The sequence below is a fragment of the Streptomyces sp. MZ04 genome (genome assembly GCF_004684775.1).
In the GTDB taxonomy this organism is placed as follows: Bacteria; Actinomycetota; Actinomycetes; order Streptomycetales; family Streptomycetaceae; genus Streptomyces.
In genome coordinates this window covers 1-20,731 of sequence record NZ_SRIC01000139.1, presented here as the reverse complement: position 1 = coordinate 20,731, position 20,731 = coordinate 1, and the positions used below count along the sequence as shown (strand labels likewise).

At 70.4% G+C, this 20,731-nt stretch carries 17 protein-coding genes; 2 read left to right on the top strand and 15 right to left on the bottom strand.

Annotated elements, in window-relative coordinates; translation table 11 throughout:
• Positions 1–42 precede the first annotated feature (42 nt).
• The 13 genes from E2651_RS25655 to E2651_RS25595 all read right to left on the bottom strand — a co-directional run bounded on the left by E2651_RS25655 (position 43) and on the right by E2651_RS25595 (position 16,834).
• A complete protein-coding gene (locus E2651_RS25655; RefSeq protein WP_135333580.1) occupies positions 43–627 on the bottom strand; it encodes a hypothetical protein in 585 nt (194 codons plus the stop codon).
• Between the two features lie 35 nt (positions 628–662).
• Positions 663–1,220: a GNAT family protein gene (locus tag E2651_RS25650; RefSeq protein ID WP_135333579.1), complete on the bottom strand. Its 558-nt coding sequence runs from the start codon at positions 1,218–1,220 to the stop codon at positions 663–665.
• The gene (locus E2651_RS25645; protein WP_135333578.1) at positions 1,189–3,483 is read right to left on the bottom strand and encodes an MMPL family transporter; all 2,295 of its coding nucleotides are present in this window, start codon (positions 3,481–3,483) and stop codon (positions 1,189–1,191) included. Before E2651_RS25645 ends, E2651_RS25650 begins: the two co-directional genes overlap by 32 nt.
• 237 nt (positions 3,484–3,720) lie before the next feature.
• Positions 3,721–5,823 carry a phospholipase C, phosphocholine-specific gene (locus E2651_RS25640; RefSeq protein WP_135333577.1) on the bottom strand — a complete coding sequence of 701 codons (2,103 nt, stop codon included), beginning with the start codon at positions 5,821–5,823 and terminating at the stop codon, positions 3,721–3,723.
• A gap of 236 nt (positions 5,824–6,059) precedes the next feature.
• A complete protein-coding gene (gatB, locus tag E2651_RS25635) occupies positions 6,060–7,571 on the bottom strand; it encodes an Asp-tRNA(Asn)/Glu-tRNA(Gln) amidotransferase subunit GatB (protein WP_135333576.1) in 1,512 nt (503 codons plus the stop codon).
• A 16-nt stretch (positions 7,572–7,587) separates the two neighbouring features.
• Positions 7,588–7,821: a hypothetical protein gene (locus E2651_RS25630; protein ID WP_135333581.1), complete on the bottom strand. Its 234-nt coding sequence runs from the start codon at positions 7,819–7,821 to the stop codon at positions 7,588–7,590.
• 5 nt (positions 7,822–7,826) lie between these two features.
• Positions 7,827–9,332, bottom strand: coding sequence for an Asp-tRNA(Asn)/Glu-tRNA(Gln) amidotransferase subunit GatA (gene gatA / locus E2651_RS25625; RefSeq protein WP_209446237.1), 1,506 nt, complete (start codon positions 9,330–9,332; stop codon positions 7,827–7,829).
• Positions 9,332–9,628 carry an Asp-tRNA(Asn)/Glu-tRNA(Gln) amidotransferase subunit GatC gene (gatC, locus tag E2651_RS25620; RefSeq protein ID WP_135333574.1) on the bottom strand — a complete coding sequence of 99 codons (297 nt, stop codon included), beginning with the start codon at positions 9,626–9,628 and terminating at the stop codon, positions 9,332–9,334. The genes gatA and gatC overlap by 1 nt, the downstream gene beginning before the upstream one ends.
• Before the next feature lie 132 nt (positions 9,629–9,760).
• Positions 9,761–12,157: a bifunctional diguanylate cyclase/phosphodiesterase gene (locus E2651_RS25615; protein WP_135333573.1), complete on the bottom strand. Its 2,397-nt coding sequence runs from the start codon at positions 12,155–12,157 to the stop codon at positions 9,761–9,763.
• 201 nt (positions 12,158–12,358) lie between these two features.
• Positions 12,359–14,542 (bottom strand): NAD-dependent DNA ligase LigA, encoded by a 2,184-nt coding sequence (gene ligA / locus E2651_RS25610; protein ID WP_135333572.1) that lies wholly within the window; start codon positions 14,540–14,542, stop codon positions 12,359–12,361.
• Between the two features lie 30 nt (positions 14,543–14,572).
• A complete protein-coding gene (locus tag E2651_RS25605) occupies positions 14,573–15,577 on the bottom strand; it encodes a methionine synthase (protein WP_135333571.1) in 1,005 nt (334 codons plus the stop codon).
• Positions 15,574–16,263, bottom strand: coding sequence for an SDR family oxidoreductase (locus tag E2651_RS25600; protein ID WP_135333570.1), 690 nt, complete (start codon positions 16,261–16,263; stop codon positions 15,574–15,576). The genes E2651_RS25605 and E2651_RS25600 overlap by 4 nt, the downstream gene beginning before the upstream one ends.
• Positions 16,264–16,294: 31 nt before the next feature.
• On the bottom strand, positions 16,295–16,834 hold the full coding sequence (locus E2651_RS25595) for a TIGR00730 family Rossman fold protein (protein ID WP_135333569.1): 540 nt from the start codon (positions 16,832–16,834) through the stop codon (positions 16,295–16,297).
• 46 nt (positions 16,835–16,880) lie between these two features.
• Here E2651_RS25595 and E2651_RS25590 point away from each other — a divergent pair, with 46 nt between their 5' ends.
• Positions 16,881–17,204, top strand: a complete 324-nt coding sequence (locus E2651_RS25590) for a DUF427 domain-containing protein (protein WP_245239206.1) — start codon at positions 16,881–16,883, stop codon at positions 17,202–17,204.
• Here E2651_RS25590 and mnmA read toward each other — a convergent pair.
• The gene (gene mnmA, locus E2651_RS25585) at positions 17,201–18,328 is read right to left on the bottom strand and encodes a tRNA 2-thiouridine(34) synthase MnmA (protein WP_135333567.1); all 1,128 of its coding nucleotides are present in this window, start codon (positions 18,326–18,328) and stop codon (positions 17,201–17,203) included. The two genes, E2651_RS25590 and mnmA, sit on opposite strands and share 4 nt — an antisense overlap.
• Positions 18,329–18,389: 61 nt before the next feature.
• Here mnmA and E2651_RS25580 point away from each other — a divergent pair, with 61 nt between their 5' ends.
• Complete coding sequence (locus E2651_RS25580) at positions 18,390–19,067, top strand: N-acetylmuramoyl-L-alanine amidase (RefSeq protein WP_135333566.1); 678 nt, start codon at positions 18,390–18,392, stop codon at positions 19,065–19,067.
• A gap of 13 nt (positions 19,068–19,080) precedes the next feature.
• On the opposite strand, the gene E2651_RS25575 is transcribed toward E2651_RS25580, so the two are convergent.
• Entirely contained in the window at positions 19,081–20,370 is a 1,290-nt protein-coding gene (locus E2651_RS25575; RefSeq protein ID WP_135333565.1) for a cytochrome P450, read from the bottom strand.
• Between the last annotated feature and the right edge of the window lie 361 nt (positions 20,371–20,731).

Below are 20,731 nucleotides of genomic sequence, written 5' to 3'. Positions count from 1 at the left end.
GCCTTAGGGGGGTGGAAGGGGGCCTTAGGGCCCCCGCTACCGTCAACTCGCCGACGGCAGCCCGTAGATCAAGTCCGAGTACTTGGCGATGGCCAGCAGCAGGCCGATGACGCCCAGGGCGACTCCCGCCCAGGCCACCGACTTGATCCACGGTGCCTGTACCTGGTCGGGCGAGCCGAACGCGGGCCTGACCAGGACGACGAACCCGACGACCAGCGCGGCGAGCGCGAAGGCTCCGGCGATCAGCGCCGTGACCTGCCAGGAATCGCCGTACAGGGCCTGGATCTGGTCGGCGACGCTCGCCGACTGCTTGGTCTCGAGCTGCCCGACGATGTTCGAGCGTGCCGCGGCGACCGTGCCGAGCCAGCCGCCGGACAGGCCGATCACACCGAGAGCGGCGGAGACGACGGCCGCGGCGCCCTGGAACACGCCGCTGGACTTGGCCGGAGCGGCCTCGTCGGCCTTGTCGACCAGGCCGAGCTCATCGGCGTCGTCGTCGACCTCAACGGCCTCCTCAGACGCGGCGGCCTTCTCCACCTCGGTGACGTCCACGGCCTCGTCGGCCTCCGGCTCTGCGGGCTTCGCGGCCGCCTCGGCCGCGGTCTCGTCCTCTGTCTTAGTTCCCATGCCCCGCACCGTACGGACGGAGTCTGAGAGGTTTCTTAACGAGCCTCGCGCGCCTTGCGCCACTCGGGCGCGAGCACCGACCACACCTCCATGTCGTGCCGCACCCCCTGCCAGGGGAAGGACTCCCGCAGCACGCCGTCCTTCGTCATGCCGAGGCGCTTGGCGACCACGATGCTGCGCTCGTTCGCGGAGGACACCATCCACTCCACGCGGTGCATCCCGCGCTCCAAGACAGCCCAGTCGATGAGGACCCGCGCCGCCTTGGAGACCAGGCCGCGGCCCGTCGCCGAGGGTTCCAGCCAGACCCCGACCTCACAGGACTCCGTGGCGGTGTCGAAGATCCGGAAGAGGACCCCGCCGACGAGCGTGCCCTCCAGCCAGATCCCGTAGAGGCGGCCGGTGTCGGCGGCCTGCTTGTCGGCGTACGACTGGAGCCGCTCCCGGGCCGATTCGAGGTCCGTCACCAGCGCGGTCAGGGGCACCCACGGCCCCGCGTACTCACGCGCCCGCTCGATGTGGGTGAGGAACTCCTGCGCCTGCCACGGCTCGATGGGCCGCAGTTCAGCGCCCTCGCCCAGCGATATCCCGAACATCCTGCTCCTTCGGCCGACCCTGACCCGGTGCGGATTCGCCTACGGACTCGTCGTGCGAGTCCCGCTGTCCCGGTATGGCCGAGATCTTCGCACGCACGTCGGCCGTACTCGAACGACATTCCGGGGGCTCGATGCTGATGCGCGGCAGCCATCGGTCGAGGCTGCGCGGCAGCCACCAGTTGGCGCCGCCCAGCATGTGCATGAGCGCCGGCACCAGGAGCGTACGCAGGACGAACGCGTCGAGTGCGACCGCGGCGGCGAGGCCGATGCCGAACATCGCGATGACCCGGTCGCCGCTCAGGACGAAGGCCAGGAAGACCGAGATCATGATCACGGCTGCCGAGTTGATCACCCGGCTGGTCTCGGCGAGGCCGACCCGGACGGCCCGCCGGTTGTCGCCGGTCTCCAGCCACTCCTCGTACATCCTGCTGACCAGGAAGACCTGGTAGTCCATGGAGAGCCCGAAGAGGACGGACACCATGATCACGGGCAGGAAGGGTTCGATGGGGCCCGCCGAGCCGAGGCCGAGCAGCTCGCTCCCCCAGCCCCACTGGAAGATCGCGACGACGATCCCGAAGGCGGAGGCCACGGCGGCCACGTTCATCGCGGCGGCCTTCAGCGGAATGCCGATCGAGCGGAAGGCGAGCAGGAGCAGGATGCAGCCCAGGCCGATCACCACCCCCACGAAGAGCGGCAGCTTGCCGACGATGATCTCCGCGAAGTCGTCGTAGCTCGCGGTGACGCCGCCGACGTGCACATCGAGCGAGGTGCCGGTCTCGGCCCTCGGCAGCACGTCGTCGCGGAGCCGGTCGACCAGGTCGCTGGTCCGCTCGGACTGCGGGGACGACTCCGGTACGACGGTGAGGAAGGCGGCGGTGCCGTCGGCGTCGTACGTGACGGGGCTGACGGATGCGACGCCCTTGGTGGCCTCGAGAGTGGAGCCGAGGTTGTCGACGGCGAGCCGGTCGCCGGCCGTCTGTACGTCGGTGACGAGGGTCAGCGGGCCGTTCACGCCGGGCCCGAAGCCGTCGGCGAGCAGGTCGTAGGCCTGTCGTGTGGTGGCCGTCGCCGGGTTGTTCCCCTGGTCGGAGGTGCCCAGGTGCAGGGAGAGCGTGGGCAGCGCGAGCACCGCCATGACGGCGACGGCGACGACGCCGAGCAGCTTGGGGTGGCGCTCCACGAAGGCGGACCACCGGGCGGCGAACCCGGTCGGCAGCTCCGGGGCGGGGCCGTGCTCGGCGAGGCGGCGCCGCTCGCGGCGGCTGAGCGCGCGCGGCCCGATCCACGCCAGGAGGGCCGGAAGGAGGGTCACCGAGGCGGCGACGGTGAGGAGCACGGTCAGCGATGCCGCGATCGCGACGCCGTTGAGGAAGCTGAGCCGCAGGATGAGCATGCCGAGGAGCGCGATGCAGACGGTGGCGCCCGCGAAGACGACCGCGCGCCCGGTGGTGGCGACCGCGCGTTCGGCGGCGACGGCCACCGGGAGGCCTTGTTTGAGGCCCTTGCGGTGTCTGGTCACGATGAACAGCGCGTAGTCGATGCCGACGCCGAGCCCGATCAGGGTGCCCAGCATCGGTGCGAAGTCGGCGACGGTCATGAAGTGCCCGAGCAGCACGATGCCCGCGTACGCCGTGCCCACCGAGACCAGGGCGGTGGCGATGGGCAGGATCGACGCGGCGAGCGAGCCGAAGGCGAGGAAGAGCACGACGGCGGCGACGGCGACCCCGACGATCTCGGCGGTCTGCGCGCCCTTGGACTCGGTGAGGCCGACGGCGGTGCCGCCGAGCTCCACCTGGAGGCCGTCCGCCTCCGACGCCTTCGCGGTGTCGACGAGGGCCTGTGCGTCCGCCTTGTCGATGGCGTCGGCCTGCTCGTGGAAGGTGACGGTCGCGTACGCGATGTGCCCGTCGGAACTGATCTGCGCGGCGCCCTGGCCGGTGTACGGGCTGACGACGGAGGCCACGGCGGGCATCTCGGAGATCTTGTCGAGGGCGCCGGTCATCGACTGCTCGACGGCGGCCGCGCGCACCGATGTGCCCGCGCCGGTCTTCCAGACGACGGTGTCGCTGTCGCCGCCGAGGCCGTCGAATCCCTGGTTCAGGATCTGGGTCGCGCGGCCGGACTCGGTGCCGGGCACCTCGTAATTGTTCGAGTACGCGGATCCGGCGACGGCCGCGGCGGTCGCGGCGCCGCCGAGGGCCACGAGCCACAGCAGGACTGCGAGGAGGCGGTGCCTGACACACCACCGTGCGAGTGCTGCCACTGACTGGCTCCCTGGGACGGTTCGTGGATCTTTACCGGGAACAGCCGTGAATGAAACGAACAGCCAGCAAAGAACGCATGAGCGGTGACATAAGCACCGCGGTCACCTTGTCAGCCCGGAGAGATCTTTTGTCCCTTTCGTGGTGATGCTCACAGGGGCGCGCGGAGTGCACGGGAGCCCCGCTGGAGCCCCCGTGCGCCCTCACACCCCCGTGATGTCGGCGGATACCAGCTGCTGTCAGCCCGACACGCTCGCACGCCCGTTCTCGATGTGCCCCATGAGCCGCCGCCGGAAGGCGGGCTCGCCCGCGGCGGTGACCTCGACGTCGTACCAGCCGTGCTCGTCACCGGTCGGCCAGGCGACGGTGCGGCTGCTGCCCGCCTTGACGCGGACGGTCCGCGTCCGCGACCTGACGTCCGCCTCGTCGACGTATCCGAGCGGCTGCACCGTGAAGACGAGCTCATCGCGGCCCCGATTGGCCAGGGTGAGGTGGATCTCGCGGCGGGTGATCGCGGAGGCGAGCCGCGCGCCGCCGTCCTTGCCGCCGGCGAACTCGCGCCGGAAGCCGTTCGGCCCGGTGACCGTGAAGGCGTACGCGTCCTTGGCGACCGGCACGCTCCAGGAGCCCTCGCGTACGACGTCCTGGTGGAGCGGGGTCTTGAACTCGTCGGCGTAGGGATAGAGCGCGAAGTGCGCGCTGGAGCCGCCGCCGTTGCGAAGGCGCACGGTGAGAGCACCGCTCTCGCCCTGCTTCACGTCCGCGTCGGGCTGGTACGGCAGCGGGCGGGCGCGCCGGCTGCCCGGCTCCTGGACCGGCATGGACTGCTTCAGGGGCGGCTGCGGGGCCCAGCGGCCGCTGAACTCCGGAATGGCGCCGGGCTGCTCGACGTCGGGCTGCCGGTGGCCGCGCCCGAAGTCGAAGGCGCCGGTGAGATCGCCGGTGACCTTGCGGCGCCAGGCGCTGATGTTGGGCTCCTTCACGCCCGTCCACTTCTCCAGGAAGCGCACCACGGAGGTGTGGTCGAAGACCTCGGAGCAGACGTAGCCGCCGACGGTCCACGGCGAGACGACGAGCATCGGCACGCGTGCGCCGAGCCCGGTCGGGCGCCCCTCCCAACGCTCTTCCTTCTCCGCCGCCGAGTCTCCGCCGGGGACGGGCGGCGGGACGTGGTCGAAGAAGCCGTCGTTCTCGTCGTAGTTGATGAAGACGGCGGTGCGGCGCCACACCTCGGGGTGCGAGGCGAGCGCGTCGAGGACCTTGTAGACGATGGTCGCGCTGTGGATCGGCGAGGAGACGCTGGGGTGCTCGGAGTCCAGCGCGGACGGCACCAGATAGCTGACCTTCGCGAGCTTGCCGCCCGCGACGTCCTTGGCGAACTCCTCGGCGAGCTTGCCGGTGGGCACGCGCCGAAGCCCGCGCTCGAACAGCGACTTCTCCGCCTTGGTGAGGGTGGCGACGCCCTCCTCGAGGGTGGCGAGCAGCTTCGCGCGCTCGGCGTCGTCCTTGGCGTCGCGCACCTTGGCGTAGAAGGCCTCCATGAAGGTGAGGCCGGTCTTGGCGAGGACCTTCTTGGCAATCGCCTTGAAGGTGGTGAAGAACTCGATCTGGTTGTCGGTGAAGTTCTCCCACTCCGTGTACGTCTGCCAGCTCACGCCCGCCTTCTCCAGGCGCTCGGCGTACGTCCCCCAGTCGTAGCCGGGGTGCTTGCCCTCGTCGTACGCGTCGTTCTCGACGGCCCGGGTGCCGTCGGCCTCGAAGCCTGTCTTGCCGCTCCACAGGTGGTTGCGGTTGGGGCTCGTGGAGGTGTGGATGGAGGAGTGGTAGGCGTCGCAGACGGTGAAGGTGTCGGCGAGTTCGTAGTGCAGCGGGATGTCCTCGCGCGTGTAGTACGCCATCGTGGCCGCCGTCTTGGCGGTGATCCAGCCGTCCATCCAGCCGTCGTGCCAGGCCTTGGCGCCGCCGCTCCAGGAGTGGTCGAGGGCGCCGATGTACTGCAGGTCCTTCCTCTGCGCCGCCGCGGCCTCGCGGACGGGGAAGGGCAGGATGGTGCGCAGCACGCCGGGCTGCTCGAACACGCTCTTCCCGCCGGGGAGTTGGATGGCGTTGCGGTCACCGAAGCCGCGTACGCCGCGCAGGGTCCCGAAGTAGTGGTCGAAGGACCGGTTCTCCTGCATCAGGATGACGACATGCTCGATGGAGTCGAGCCCTCCGCCGCCCGTGGGCCGGTCCTGCGCCAATGCCTGCTGCAACGACGGCGGCAGAAAGGATCCGACGGCGGCGGCGCCGAGTGCGCCACCGCCGACCGCCATCAGCCGCCTGCGCGATATCTCCGGGGACACGTACGACCTCCAGTCGACGGCCAATGGTTCTCCGCTGATCCATTGGCCTACTCGGCTGGGACGCTAGCGACGTCTGGTATCGGTGTGAAGGCCGCGGACGGAAGTCGTGGTGAACACACGTAGGGGCGGCACACGTAGGGGCGGCACACGTAGGGGCGGCAAACGAAGGGGCGGCACGCCAACCGGCGTACCGCCCCTGCCTGTTCGTACCCGGAGGGTCTTCGTACTCGGAGGGCCTAGCCCTCCACGCCCAGCTTCTCCAGGATCAGCTCGCGCACGCGCGCCGCGTCGGCCTGGCCACGGGTGGCCTTCATGACCGCGCCGACCAGCGCGCCGACCGCCTGGACCTTGCCGCCGCGAATCTTGTCCGCGATCGCCGCGTTCCCGGCGATGGCCTCGTCCACGGCAGTGGACAGCGCGCCCTCGTCCGAGACGACCTTCAGGCCGCGCTTCTCGACGACCTCGTCCGGCGTGCCCTCGCCCGCGAGGACGCCCTCGAAGACCTGGCGGGCCAGCTTGTCGTTCAGGTCGCCCTTGGCGACGAGCTCGGCGACCCGGGCGACCTGCGCCGGGGTGACGGGCAGCTCGTCGAGGGACTTGCCCGACTCGTTGGCGTTGCGGGCCAGTTCGCCCATCCACCACTTGCGCGCGGCGGTCGCGTCGGCGCCCGCCTCGATGGTGGCGACGATCGGGTCGACCGCGCCCGCGTTGAGGATCGACTGCATGTCGTGCTCGCTGACGCCCCACTCCTCGCGGAGGCGGTTGCGGCGCACGCGCGGCATCTCGGGAAGTCCGGCGCGCAGCTCCTCGACCCACTCGCGGGCCGGGGCGACGGGGACCAGGTCGGGCTCCGGGAAGTACCGGTAGTCCTCGGCGTTGTCCTTGATGCGGCCGGACGTCGTGGAGCCGTCTTCCTCGTGGAAGTGACGGGTCTCCTGGATGATCGTGCCGCCGCCGTTCAGGACGGCCGCGTGCCGCTGGATCTCGAAGCGCGCCGCGCGCTCCACGGAACGGAGCGAGTTGACGTTCTTCGTCTCCGAGCGCGTACCGAACTCCTCGCGCCCGTGCGGCCGCAGCGACAGGTTCACGTCGCAGCGCATCTGGCCCTTGTCCATCCGGGCCTCGGAGACACCGAGCGCCTTGATGACCTCGCGCAGCTCGGCGACGTACGCCTTGGCGACCTCGGGGGCACGCTCGCCCGCACCCTCGATCGGCTTGGTGACGATCTCGATGAGCGGGATGCCGGCGCGGTTGTAGTCCAGGAGGGAGTGCGACGCACCGTGGATACGGCCCGTCGCGCCGCCCACGTGCGTGGACTTGCCGGTGTCCTCTTCCATGTGGGCGCGCTCGATCTCCACGCGGAAGATCTCGCCGTCCTCCAGCTGGACGTCCAGATAGCCGTTGAAGGCGATCGGCTCGTCGTACTGAGAGGTCTGGAAGTTCTTCGGCATGTCCGGATAGAAGTAGTTCTTCCGGGCGAAGCGGCACCACTCGGCGATCTCGCAGTTCAGCGCGAGGCCGATCTTGATGGCGGACTCGACGCCGATCTCGTTGACCACCGGCAGGGCGCCGGGCAGGCCGAGACAGGTCGGGCAGGTCTGGCTGTTGGCGTCCTGCTTGAGCTCGGTGGAGCAGCCGCAGAACATCTTCGTCTTGGTGCCGAGCTCGACATGGACCTCCAGGCCCATGACGGGGTCGTACGTCGCGAGGGCTTCCTCGTACGCCACCAGGTCAGTCGTGACAGTCACGGTGAAACTTTCCCTCTCAGCCCAGCAGGACGTCGTCGTCGCCCAGGCGCTTGAGCTCCCGGTAGAGGATCGCCAGGCCGGTAGCGATGGCGGCGGCGGACACGGCGGCGTCGATAAGACGCAGGGTGTCGTTGTCGTTGCGGGCCAGCTTCGCCTGCTTCGCGACACTGATCGCGCCGAAGGCGGTGCTGGCCAGCGAGACATAGACGCCGGTCTTGGACTTCTTGAAGTTCTTGGCCTTCTTTGCCATGGCACTCACAGCGACGGAGCCTCCTCAAGCAGCGGGTGGCCCCACCTTTCCACGAAGGCGGCCTCTACGGCAGCGCCCACCTTGTACAGGCGGTCGTCCTTCATGGCCGGGGCGATGATCTGCAGCCCGACGGGCAGGCCGTCCTCCGGCGCGAGGCCGCAGGGCAGCGACATGGCGGCGTTGCCCGCCATGTTCGACGGGATGGTGCACACGTCCGCGAGGTACATCGCCATCGGGTCGTCGGCGCGCTCGCCGATCGGGAAGGCGGTGGTCGGCGTCGCGGGCGAGACGATCACGTCGACCTGCTCGAAGGACTTCTCGAAATCCTTCGTGATCAGGGTGCGGACCTTCTGGGCGCTGCCGTAGTACGCGTCGTAGTAGCCGGAGCTCAGTGCGTACGTGCCCAGGATGACGCGGCGCTTGACCTCGTCGCCGAAGCCCGCCTCGCGGGTCAGCGCGGTGACGTCCTCGGCGGACTTCGTGCCGTCGTCGCCGACGCGCAGGCCGTAGCGCATGGCGTCGAACCGGGCCAGGTTGGACGAGCACTCGCTCGGCGCGATCAGGTAGTACGCGGAGAGCGCCAGGTCGAAGGACGGGCAGTCGAGCTCGACGATCTCGGCGCCGAGCGACTTGAGCAGCTCCACCGACTCGTTGAAGCGCTGGACGACACCGGCCTGGTAGCCCTCGCCCGCGAACTGCTTCACGACACCGACGCGCATGCCCTGTACGGAGCCGTTGCGGGCCGCCTCGACGACCGGCGGGACCGGGGCGTCGATGGACGTCGAGTCGAGCTCGTCGTGCCCGGCGATGACCTCGTGCAGGAGCGCGGCGTCCAGGACCGTGCGGGCACAGGGGCCGCCCTGGTCCAGGGAGGACGAGAACGCGATCATGCCGAAGCGCGATACGCCGCCGTAGGTGGGCTTGACGCCGACCGTGCCGGTGACGGACGCGGGCTGGCGGATGGAGCCGCCGGTGTCCGTGCCGATGGCGAGCGGGGCCTCGTAGGAGGCGAGGGCGGCGGAGGAGCCGCCGCCGGAGCCGCCGGGGATGCGGGTGAGGTCCCACGGGTTGCCGGTGGGGCCGTACGCGCTGTTCTCGGTGGAGGACCCCATGGCGAACTCGTCCATGTTGGTCTTGCCGAGGATGACGACGTCGGCTTCCTTCAGCTTGCGCGTGAGGGTCGCGTCGTACGGCGGGATCCAGCCCTCGAGGATCTTGGAACCGGCCGTGGTCGGTACGCCCTCGGTGGTGAAGATGTCCTTGAGCGCGAGCGGTACGCCGGCCAGCGGGCCGAGCTTCTCGCCCTTGGCGCGCTTCTCGTCGACGGCGCGGGCCTGCGCGAGGGCGCCGTCGCGGTCGACGTGCAGGAAGGCGTGCACCTTCTCGTCGACGGCCTCGATGCGGGCCAGGTGGGCCTCGGTGACCTCGACGGCGGTGAGGCTGCCGTCGGCGATCTTCGACGCGATCTCGGCGGCCGTGAGCTTGATGATGTTGCTGTCCGTCATGGTGATTAGTCCTCCCCCAGGATCTGCGGCACCTTGAAACGCCGCTGCTCCTGGGCCGGGGCGCCGGAGAGCGCCTGCTCGGGGGTGAGCGACGGACGGACCTCGTCCGCGCGCATGACGTTCGTCAGCGGCAGCGGGTGCGAGGTCGGCGGTACGTCTTGGTCGGCGACCTCGGAGACGCGGGCGACCGCGCCGATGATGTCGTCGAGCTGTCCGGCGAAGTGGTCGAGCTCCTCGGCCTTCAGCTCCAGACGTGCAAGGCGGGCGAGGTGGGCGACCTCCTCGCGCGTGATGCCAGGCATGCGGCGATCCTCAGGGGTGAGTGTGCGGTTTGTGGGCCCAATCCTATGGGGCCACGCACAGTGCCCTGAAACGGATTCCCCGGCAGGGGCCCCAAGGGGTCCCCAAGGAGTCCCCAAGCGGTCATCGGCGGGTTACTTCGCGATGTCCGTTTTCTTCGCGATGTCCGCCGCGGCCTCCGCCGCCGCCTGTTCCTCCGCCGCGATGTCGACGGGCCGCCGCCATCCCCGCGCCCCCCGCGCCTGCAGCCACGCCGTCGTCTCGCCCGCCGGCATCGCCGCGGCCACCAGCCAGCCCTGTACGGCGTCGCAGCCCAGGTCCCGCAGGCGCTCCCACGTCTCGTCGTCCTCGACGCCCTCGGCGACCACGAGGAGGCCGAGGGAGTGGGCGAGGTCGACGGTGCAGCGGACGATCTCCGCATCCTCGTTGTCCACGGCCAGGCGGGCCACGAACGAGCGGTCGATCTTGAGCTCGCTCACCGGCAGCCGCCGCAGGTGCACGAGCGACGAATACCCCGTACCGAAGTCGTCGAGGGACATCTTCACGCCGTGGCCGGTAAGTCCCGCCAGGGTGTCGGCGGCCCGCTGCGGGTCCTCGAGCAGCACGTGCTCCGTTATCTCCAGCTGCAGCGCGCCCGCCGGGACCCCGTGCCGGGCCAGGCGCGCGGCGACCGCGCCCGCGAAACCGGGCGTGTGGACGTCACGCGGCGAGACATTGACTGCGACCGGGACCTTCAGGCCCATCGCCTGCCACTTCGCGACCTGCCCGAGCGCCGTCTCCAGGACGTACTCCGTCAGGTGCGGCATGAGCCCCGACGACTCGGCGATGGCGATGAACTCGTCCGGCGGCACCTTCCCGCGCTCCGGGTGCACCCACCGCACCAGCGCTTCGAGCCCCGCCACCTGCCCGTCGAACTGGACCTTCGGCTGGTAGTGGAGCTCGACGTCCCCCGCGTCGAGCGCCCGGCGCAGATCGCCCAACAGGCCGAGGCGGTCAGGGGTGTTGGAGTCCCGCTTCGACTCGTACACCTCCACGCCCGTGCGGTCCCTCTTCGCCTGGTACATCGCGACGTCCGCGCGGCGGAGGAGCCCCTCCGCGTCGAGCGCGTGGTCGGGGAAGACGGCGAGGCCCGCGCTGGCCTCGAGGACCAGGGTCAGGCCGTCCAGGTCGAGCGGTGAGCCGAGCGCCGCGACCAGGGAGCGGGCCACGCGGGTGGCCGACGTCGTGGAGTCGGCCACCGGGAGCAGTACGGCGAACTCGTCGCCGCCGAGCCGCGCGGCCTCCGCACCGCGTGGCAGGGCGAGCCGGAGACGGTCGGCGATCTGCAACAGCAGCCGGTCGCCCGCGAGATGACCGAGGGTGTCGTTGACCGAACGGAAGCGGTCCATGTCGATCAGCATCAGGGCGGACCGCGCCCCGATCCGCTCGGCATCGTCCAGAGCCGTCCAGGTGCGCTCCAACAGCCACTGCCGGTTGGGCAGTCCGGTGAGCGGGTCGCGCAACTGCTCCTCGGCCCTGGCGCGGGCGATCCACAGGGTCGAGTCGAGCGCGACGAGGGGGATCGCGAAGAGCGGCAGGAGGAGCGGCGTCGAGGCGGCGACCACGCAGATCAGCGGGGCGATGCCGAGCAGTGCGACGCCGACGAGGCCCTGGCGGACCAGGGCGGTGCGGGTGACCGTCGGCAGCGCGCCGGTGCTCGGCGCGTGGACGTACCACAACAGGACGCGGGTGACGGCGAGATAGGCGACGGCGGCCAGCGCGACCCCGGGCGCCGAGTACACGTCCCAGGTCTCGGGCAGCCAGGGCGACTCCGCCGACGGCACCGTGCCGAACGCGGCCATGGCGAGGGCGCCCGCGCCGATGCCGAGGATGTCGACCGCACCGTGCAGGATGCCCTGGCGCCAGCGGTGGCGGCGTGCGATGCCGACCAGGACGACGACGGTGAGGCTGACCATCCCGGCGGGCAGCCAGCCGTACAGGAGCAGTACGGCGACGGTGAGCGCGCCGCCCGAGCCGGTGCCGCCCCACCAGCGGTCGCGGCCGAGCGCGACGAGGTGACCGACGATGAGCCCCGTCAGGACGGCGAGGGACCAGCCGACGGTGCCGGAGGGGAACAGCGCGTGGTGCCCGGTGAACCCGTGGAAGAGGCCGGCGCCGAGCACCACGGCGGCCGTCGTCACTACGGCGACCGGCAGCACGGGCCGGCGGTCGCCCGACGCGTCGTCCGCGTCCTGCACGTCGGTGCCCTGCCACGACTGCGGGCGCCGGCCGGTCTGTCCCGCGTCCTGGCCCGCCGTGTCCCGGGGGCACTCGCCCGGGTTGGCGAGACCGGCGGAACGGAGCTCCGGGGAGGTGCAACTGGCGACCGTGCTCCACGCCCGTTCGCGTCGCTCGACCGTGGTGTCCGGCGCGGCGGCGCGGCCGCTCTCCGCCTCGCGCGGCGTCCGGCGTCTGCTCAACCACGCGCCCGGCCCGCGCCGCAGGCGCGCGCGCAGCCGGGAGTCCGGGGCGGCGCTCTCGGTCGGTTCCATTCCCGTCCCTCTCACAGCCGGCGGTGCACACGCCACGTGGACTTGGTCCAGCGGTCAGCCGCGTCTGAATGCCACGGCAGGCGCACACCTCAACAGTAGGCCGCAGAAGGCTTCCACGGGCAGCGGTCCACAACGGTTGCCCGAATGCGACCCGGCCACCCGTATGCATCTGGTATGCGCTGAACGGGTGGCCTTCAACCGCTACTCCTCGGTCGGAAGCGCGACTTCCTTCGCCGCGTCCGGTCCCTGTTCCAGCAGGACGGCGAAGCCTTCCTCGTTGAGAACCGGAACCTTCAGTTGCATGGCCTTGTCGTACTTGGATCCCGGGTTGTCGCCCACGACGACGAATGCCGTCTTCTTCGAAACGGAACCGGTCACCTTCGCACCGAGGGTCTGCAGCGCATCTTTTGCGCCATCCCTCGTGTGGTTCTCCAGCGTTCCGGTGACGACAACGGTGAGACCTTCCAGCGGGCGCGGTCCTTCGTCTTCTCCCCCGCCCTCTTCCTCCATACGGACCCCGGCCGCCCGCCACTTGCGCAGGATCTCCCGGTGCCACTCCTCCTCGAACCACTGTTTGAGGGAGGCCGCGATGGTCGGCCCGACCCCCTCGACGGCGGCCAGCTCCTCCTCCGTGGCCTGCTCGATCCGGTCGATGGACCGGAACTCGCGGGCCAGCGCCTCGGCCGCGACCGGCCCGACGTGGCGGATCGAGAGGCCCGTGATGATGCGGGCGAGGGGGCGCTCCTTGGCCGCCGCGATGTTCTCCAGCATCGACACGGCGTTCTTCTTCGCCTCGCCCTGCTGGTTGGCGAAGACCGTGGCGACCTTCTCCTCGCCGGTCTTCGGGTCGCGCTTGGGCAGGCCGCTGTCCTGGTCGAGTACGTACGCCTTGATGGGCAGGAGCCGCTCGATGGTGAGGTCGAAGAGGTCGCCCTCGTCGAGGATCGGCGGCTCGGACGGCTCCAGGGGCTTGGTGAGGGCGGCCGCCGCCACGTATCCGAAGTTCTCGATGTCCAGGCACTTGCGGCCCGCCAGGTAGAACAGGCGCTCGCGCAACTGGGCGGGGCAGGACCGGGCGTTGGGGCAGCGGAGGTCGATGTCGCCCTCCTTCATGGGCCGCAGCGGCGTCCCGCACTCGGGGCACTCGGCGGGCATCACGAACTCCCGCTCCGTGCCGTCGCGCAGGTCGACGACGGGGCCGAGGATCTCCGGGATGACGTCGCCCGCCTTGCGCAGGACGACCGTGTCCCCGATGAAGACGCCCTTCTTCTTCACCACGTCCTGGTTGTGCAGCGTGGCGAACTCGACCTCGGATCCGGCGACGGTGACCGGCTCCACCTGGGCGTACGGCGTGACGCGACCGGTGCGGCCGACGCCCACGCGGATGTTGACCAGCTTGGTGTTGACCTCTTCGGGGGCGTACTTCCAGGCGATCGCCCAGCGCGGGGCGCGCGAGGTCGATCCGAGGCGTCCCTGGAGCGGGATCTCGTCGAGCTTCACGACGACACCGTCGATCTCGTGCTCCACGGAGTGGCGGTTCTCGCCGAAGTAGGCGATGAACTCCCGTACGCCGTCGAGGCCTTGGACCACCCTGTTGTGCTGGGCGGTGGGCAGGCCCCAGTCGTGGAGCAGCTCATAGGCGTGGCTCAGGCAGTCGATGTCGAAGCCCTCGCGGGCGCCGATGCCGTGCACCACCATGTGCAGCGGGCGGGTGGCGGTGACTCTGGGGTCCTTCTGGCGCAGCGAACCCGCCGCCGCGTTGCGCGGGTTGGCGAACGGCTTGTCGCCGGCCTCCACCAGGCGGGCGTTGAGCTCCTCGAACTTCTCCATGGGGAAGAAGACCTCGCCGCGGATCTCGACGAGGGCGGGGATGTTGTCGCCCTTGAGGCGGTCGGGGATGTCCGCGATGGTGCGGACGTTCGGCGTGATGTCCTCGCCGACCCGGCCGTCGCCGCGGGTCGCCGCGCGGGTGAGCTTCCCGTCCTCGTACGTGAGGTTCACGGCGAGGCCGTCGATCTTCAGCTCGCACAGGAAGTGGTAGTCGCTCGTGCCGACGTCCTTGGCGACGCGCTCGGCCCAGGCGGCGAGCTCCTCGTCGTCGAAGGCGTTGTCCAGGGAGAGCATGCGCTCGCGGTGCTCGACCGAGGTGAACTCGGTCTCGTACGCCCCGGAGACCTTCTGGGTGGGCGAATCGGGCGTACGAAGCTCCGTGTACCGCTCCTCCAGGGCCTCGAGCGAGCGAAGGAGCTTGTCGAACTCGGCGTCGCTGACGACCGGTTGGTCGTTCACGTAGTACCGGAAGCGGTGCTCCTCGATCTGTTCGGCCAGCTGGGCGTGCTGATCCCGTGCCTCGGCGGGCACAGAGCCTTGCTGTTCGACAGCCACCGTTTCGTCCTCCCGTTACGTCATACCCAATTACTCAGGGTTGTCCGCGAGTGATCTCGCCGCCCGGACACAATGGGCGAGAACCGCGCGTGCGTACGCGGGAGAAGCCCCCGCGAGGCCGCACGACGGAGTGACCACGACCGACTCCGCGAGAGAACCCGGATTCAGCCCCAGCCTGCGCCACAGCGTCCTGACACCCATGACGCTACCGGCCGGGTCTGACAATGGTCCTTCCACGCCCGGCACGACACCGGCGAAGAGCTTCGTGCCGCCCTCGACGGCCTCCCCGATCGCCTCGTCGTCACGCTCGGTGAGGAGCGAGAAGTCGAACGAGATGGCGTCGGCGCCGGCCCGCCGCAGGAGCGCGAACGGGACATCGGGCGCGCAGGAATGGACGACGGCGGGCCCCCCATGGACACCCTGGACGCCGAGGACGTCCCGCAGGGTGCTCTCGACGACCTGCCGGTCCACGGCGCGGTGGGTGCGGTACTCGCTGGCGGTCTTGATCTGCCCGCGCAGTACGGCGATGAGCGAGGGCTCGTCGAGCTGGAGCACCACCTGGGCGCCCGGGATACGGCGGCGTACGTCCGCGAGATGGGCGCGCAGGCCCTCCGCGAGCGATCCGGCCAGGTCACGGCAGGCGCCGGGGTCGGAGAGAGCGGACTCGCCGTTCTTCAGCTCCAGGGCGGCGGCCAGCGTCCACGGCCCCACGGCCTGCACCTTGACAGGACCCTCGTACCCCTGGGTGAACTCCTCGAGCGCGTCGAGGTCCTCGCCGAGCCACGCCCTGGCCCGCCGGGTGTCGCGTCCCGGCCGGTCGCCGATGCGCCAGCCGCTGGGCTCCACGCGCGCGTAGAGGTCGACGAGCAGCCCGGCGGTCCGCCCGATCATGTCGGCGCCGGGCCCCCGCGCGGGCAGCTCCGCCAGGTACGGGAACGCCTCGAAGCTGCCGGTGACGGTCTTCGCGGCCTCGCGCGCGTCGCCGCCGGGCATGGACCCGACGCCGGTGGCCGGGCCGAAGCTGATGTCGCTCACCGTCCCGGCCGCACCGTCAGGTCGTTGATCTCCGCGTCACGCGGCAGGTCCAGGGCCGTCAGGATCGTCGTGGCCACCGACTCCGGGTCGATGAAGCGGGAGGGGTCGTACTCCTTGCCCTCCTGCTGGTGGACCTTGGCCTGCATGGCGCTCGCCGTGCGGCCCGGATAGACCGAGGTGACGCGGACGCCGTTGCCGTGCTCCTCGGCGCGCAGGGCGTCGGCGAGGGCCTTGAGGCCGTGCTTGGAGGCGGCGTACGCGGACCAGTCGGCGTGCGCGTTCAGGCCCGCGCCCGAGTTCACGAAGACCACGTGCCCCTGGGCGACACGGAGCTGCGGCAGGAAGTGCCGGGTCAGCTCGGCGGGGGCGATGAGGTTCACGTTGAGCTGGTGGCGCCAGGACTTGGGGGTGAGATCGCCGACCCGGCCCAGGTCGACCACGCCCGCGATGTGCAGCAGGGAGTCCACCCGGTCGGGCAGGGACTGGTGGCCGAACGCCCAGGAGAGCTTGTCCGGGTTGGAGAGGTCGCCCACGAGCGTGGCCGCTCCGGGGAACTGCGCCGCCAGGTCCTTGGCGCGGCCCGCGTCCCGTGCGTGCAGGACGAGGTCGTCGCCGCGTGCGTGGAGGCGGCGCGCGACGGCCGCGCCGATGCCGGAGCCCGCCCCGGTGATCACATGTGTAGCCATGCGCCCATCGTCCCACCCCGGCGCACACGGCTCAGCGCGTGCCCACCGACTCCTCCAGGTAGGCGAGGGCGCCCACCGGCTCCTCGGCGAAGAAGACCAGATCGGTCAGCGGCACCGGCAGGAACCCCTCGTCCTCCATGCGCCGGAACTGCTCCTTCAACCCGTCATAAAAACCGGCCGAGTTGAGCAGGACCACCGGCTTGTCGGTCCTGCCGTGCTTCTTCAGTTCGAGGATCTCGGTGGCCTCGTCGAGCGTGCCGGTGCCGCCGACCATGACCACGACCGCGTCAGCCTTCTCCAGAAGGAGCGCCTTACGCTCGGCGAGGTCCTTGGCGATCACCATCTCGTCGGCGTTCGCACGGGCCTTGGCGGCGAGGAAGTCGACCGATACGCCGACGAGGCGGCCGCCGGCCTCCTGCACGCCGTCGGCGACGACCTTCATCAGGCCGCTCTCCGAACCGCCCCACACCAGCGTGTGGCCGCCCTTGCCGAGCAGTTCGGCGAAGTCCCGCGCGGGTCCGGTGTAGCGCTCGGGGAGGTCGGCCGCGGAGAGAAAGACACAGATGTTCATGGCTTCACGGTACGGTCCGAAGCTCGGCCCCGAGAAGGAGACCACTGTGACCGCAGGACACGAGATCACCGTCGAACAGGGCACGGAGCACGTACGGGTGGTGCGCGACGGCCAGGTCGTCGCGGAGAGCCGGCGCCCCCTGCTGCTGCGCGAGACGGGCTTCCCCGTGCGCTACTACCTCCCTCCGGAGGACGTCCGCACGGATCTGCTGACGCCTTCGGAGACCACCACCTACTGCCCGTTCAAGGGAACGGCCTCCTACTGGTCGCTCCCCGGCGCGCAGGACACGGTCTGGGCCTATCCGGAGCCGAAGGACGCGGTGGCCCAGATCAAGGACCACTTCTGCTTCTACGAGGTGACGACCGACTAGGCCACCGCGGCGGCCCGCTCCGTGGCCGCGATCGTCGCCGACCCCACCACGCGCGTACCGTCGTAGAGGACGACCGCCTGGCCGGGGGCCACGCCGCGTACGGGCTCGTCGAAGGAGACGTGCAGGGTGCCGTCGACGAGCTCGGCGGTCACCTCCGTCTCGCCGCCGTGGGCCCGCAGCTGCGCGGTGTACGTGCCGGGTCCTGAGGGGGCCGCGCCGCACCAGCGGGGCTTGATGGCCGTCAGGGACGTCACGTCCAGGGCGTCGACCGGGCCGACCGTCACCGTGTTGTTCACCGGCGAGATGTCCAGGACGTAGCGGGGCTTGCCGTCGGGGGCGGGGGTGCCGATGCGCAGGCCCTTGCGCTGGCCGATGGTGTAGCCGTACGCGCCCTCGTGGGTGCCGAGCTTGTTGCCCTCGGCGTCCACGATGTCGCCCTCCGCCTTGCCCAGGCGGTCCGCGAGGAAGCCCTGGGTGTCGCCGTCCGCGATGAAGCAGATGTCGTGGCTGTCGGGCTTCTTGGCGACGGCGAGGCCGCGCTCCTCTGCCTCCGCGCGGATCTCCTCCTTGGTGGTGACCGTGTCACCGAGGGGGAACATCGCGTGGGCGAGCTGGCGGTCGTCCAGGACCCCGAGGACGTAGCTCTGGTCCTTGGCCATGTCCGAGGCCCGGTGCAGTTCGCGGGTGCCGTCGTCGTGGACGATCACCTGCGCGTAGTGGCCCGTGACGACCGCGTCGAAGCCGAGGGCGAGCGCCTTGTCCAGGAGCGCGGCGAACTTGATCTTCTCGTTGCAGCGCAGGCACGGGTTGGGGGTGCGCCCCGCCTCGTACTCGGCGATGAAGTCGTCGACCACGTCCTCGCGGAAGCGTTCCGCGAGATCCCAGACGTAGAACGGGATGCCGATGACGTCGGCGGCGCGGCGGGCGTCGCGCGAGTCCTCGATGGTGCAGCAGCCGCGCGCGCCCGTGCGGAACGACTGCGGGTTCGCCGAGAGCGCCAGGTGCACTCCGGTCATGTCGTGCCCGGCTTCGGCGGCGCGTGCGGCGGCGACGGCGGAGTCCACGCCGCCGGACATGGCGGCGAGTACGCGAAGGGGGCGCTGCGGGGTCTGGGTCTCAGTCATAGCTCTAACAGGGTACGGGGCCGCGGGAACCAGGTGCCCGTGAGTAAGCGTTGACGATCACATGGGGGAAGAAAAGGACACGACGGCGGAGCGGAAGCCGGGGCGCCGGGGGGTCAACCGGCGGACGCTCCTGATCGGCGGCGCGGCGGCGGCCGTCGGCACGGCCGCGCTCGCCGCGGACGAGCTCGGCCGGCTGTGGTGGCGGCTGCCCGGCGTGGTGAAGAAGCGCAAGGAGGGCGAGGTCGACGCGAAGGGCGCGCAGTGGGTCGCCGCGTCGGACTACAACTGGCGGCGCGCGGACCGCCCCGACGACTACGAGATCGACATGGTCGTCATCCACGTGGTCCAGGGTGGGTACGCGACGGCGCTGCGGGTGTTCAAGGACCCGGCCCACGGCGCGGCGGCTCACTACGTGGTGCGCAAGGACGGGCACGTCGCCCAGATGATCCGCGAGCTGGACGTGGCGTTCCACGCGGGGAACAAGGGCTACAACGAACGGAGCATCGGCATCGAGCACGAGGGCTTCGTCGACAAGAAGGCCTCCTTCACGGATGCCATGTACGCGTCTTCGGCACGGCTCACGGCGGGCATCTGCAAGCGGTACGACATCCCCGTGGACCGGGAACACATCGTCGGCCATGTGGAGGTGCCGGGCACGGACCACACCGATCCCGGTCCGCACTGGGACTGGGACCGGTACATACGGCTCGTGCGGGACGCCCGCACCGCCCTCGCCTGACTTCTGACCGCCATCACCGAAGGTGTACGGGCAGCGACTCCACGCCGTAGACGATCGACAGCTTGCGGAAGGCCAGCTCGTCGGGGTCGACCGCGAGGCGCATCTCGGGGAAGCGCCGCACCAGCGCCGGGTAGGCGGCCCGCAGCTCCATGCGGGCCAGTTCGGCGCCGATGCAGCGGTGGATGCCGTACCCGAAGGCGAGGTGGCCCGAGGCCTTGCGGTCGGGGTCGAAGCCGCCGCCGTCGGCGGTGTACTTGGCGTCGCGGTTGCCGCCGCTCAGCGAGCACAGGACGAGGTCGCCCTTGGGGATGCGCACCCCGGCTATCTCCATGTCCTCACGGGCGAACCGCGGGAAGGCCACCTGCACGACCGTCAGGTAGCGCAGCGCCTCCTCCACGAAGGGGGCCGCCGCAGCGTCGTCCGCACGCAGCCGTGCGGCGACGTCAGGGTGCTGGAGCAGCAGCAGCGAGCCGAGGGCCAGCATGCTCGCGGTGGTCTCGAAGCCGCCGGTCAGGACGCCGTCGGCGAGGCCCGCGAGCTCCTCGTCGTCGACCGTGTCGCCGTGCTCCTTGACGATCATGCCGAGGAGTCCGTCACCCGGATTCTCGCGCTGCTTCTTGACGACGTCCCTGAAATAGGACAGCGAGGCCGATATGGCGCCGAACGGCGCGGTCGCCCCGGCGAAGAGGTCGAAGCGCTCCATGGCCAGCTGCTGGAAGTCGTGGCGGTCCTCGTAGGGCACGCCGAGCAGCTCGCAGATCGTGAGCGAGGGGATCGGCAGCGCGAAGGCCTGCACGAGGTCGACGGGCCCTTCGGAGGCGGCCATCGCGTCGAGCCGCTCCTCGACGATGGCGTCGATCCGGGGCGTCAGACGCCGCAGCCTGCGCATGGTGAACTCGGGCGTGAGGATGCGCCGCAGATGCGTGTGGACCGGCGGGTCGCTGAAGCCGAGGCCGCCGGGGTTCTGCTCCTCGGAGACGCCCGCGTTGCCCGCGAGGTTCGTGAAGTCGTTGCTGAACCCGCCGGTCTCACCGAGTACGGCCTTGACCTCGTCGTAGCCCGTGACGACCCAGGCGTCCATGCCGAACGGCAGCGGCACCTGGTAGACCGGCTGCTCCGCCTGCTTGGCGGTGAGACCGGCCACCGGGTCGAGGCCGTCGCGGCGCATCGGCGCGAGCAGGGGCTCGGGCAGCCGCGCGATCGTCGAGGAGCTGATCCCGTTCCGCTGGATCCGGGAGAGGTAGATGCGCCCGAGCCGCGCGGTGATGCGAGAGCGGAGGTTCGCCTTCAATGTGAACTCCATGAGGGGGGTCGTCGTACAGCCCCGAAACGCGCGGAGCGGACTCGCGAGCGGCAAGCATAGATCGGTGAAATGTCTCTGGCGTATCCCGCTCCGGCCGCCGGACGCTTCCATATCACCCCAGAACGCCACCAACTCGGGCCTGATTCCGGGGTCGTTCCAAGGATGTGACCTATCCGGCTCCCGCTCGGTCCGGGCCATGATCCAGCCCTGACCCGGCCATGACCCGCCGGAGGGCCCTAGTAGTGCTTCGTTAGGTGTGCCGATCTTGCCTGTTCAGGGGCATGGTGTCGGTATGAGGCCGGGTGAAGTGGAGGGGCTTCGCCGTGACTTGGCGGGGTTCGTTGGTGAGGTGTTTGCCTCG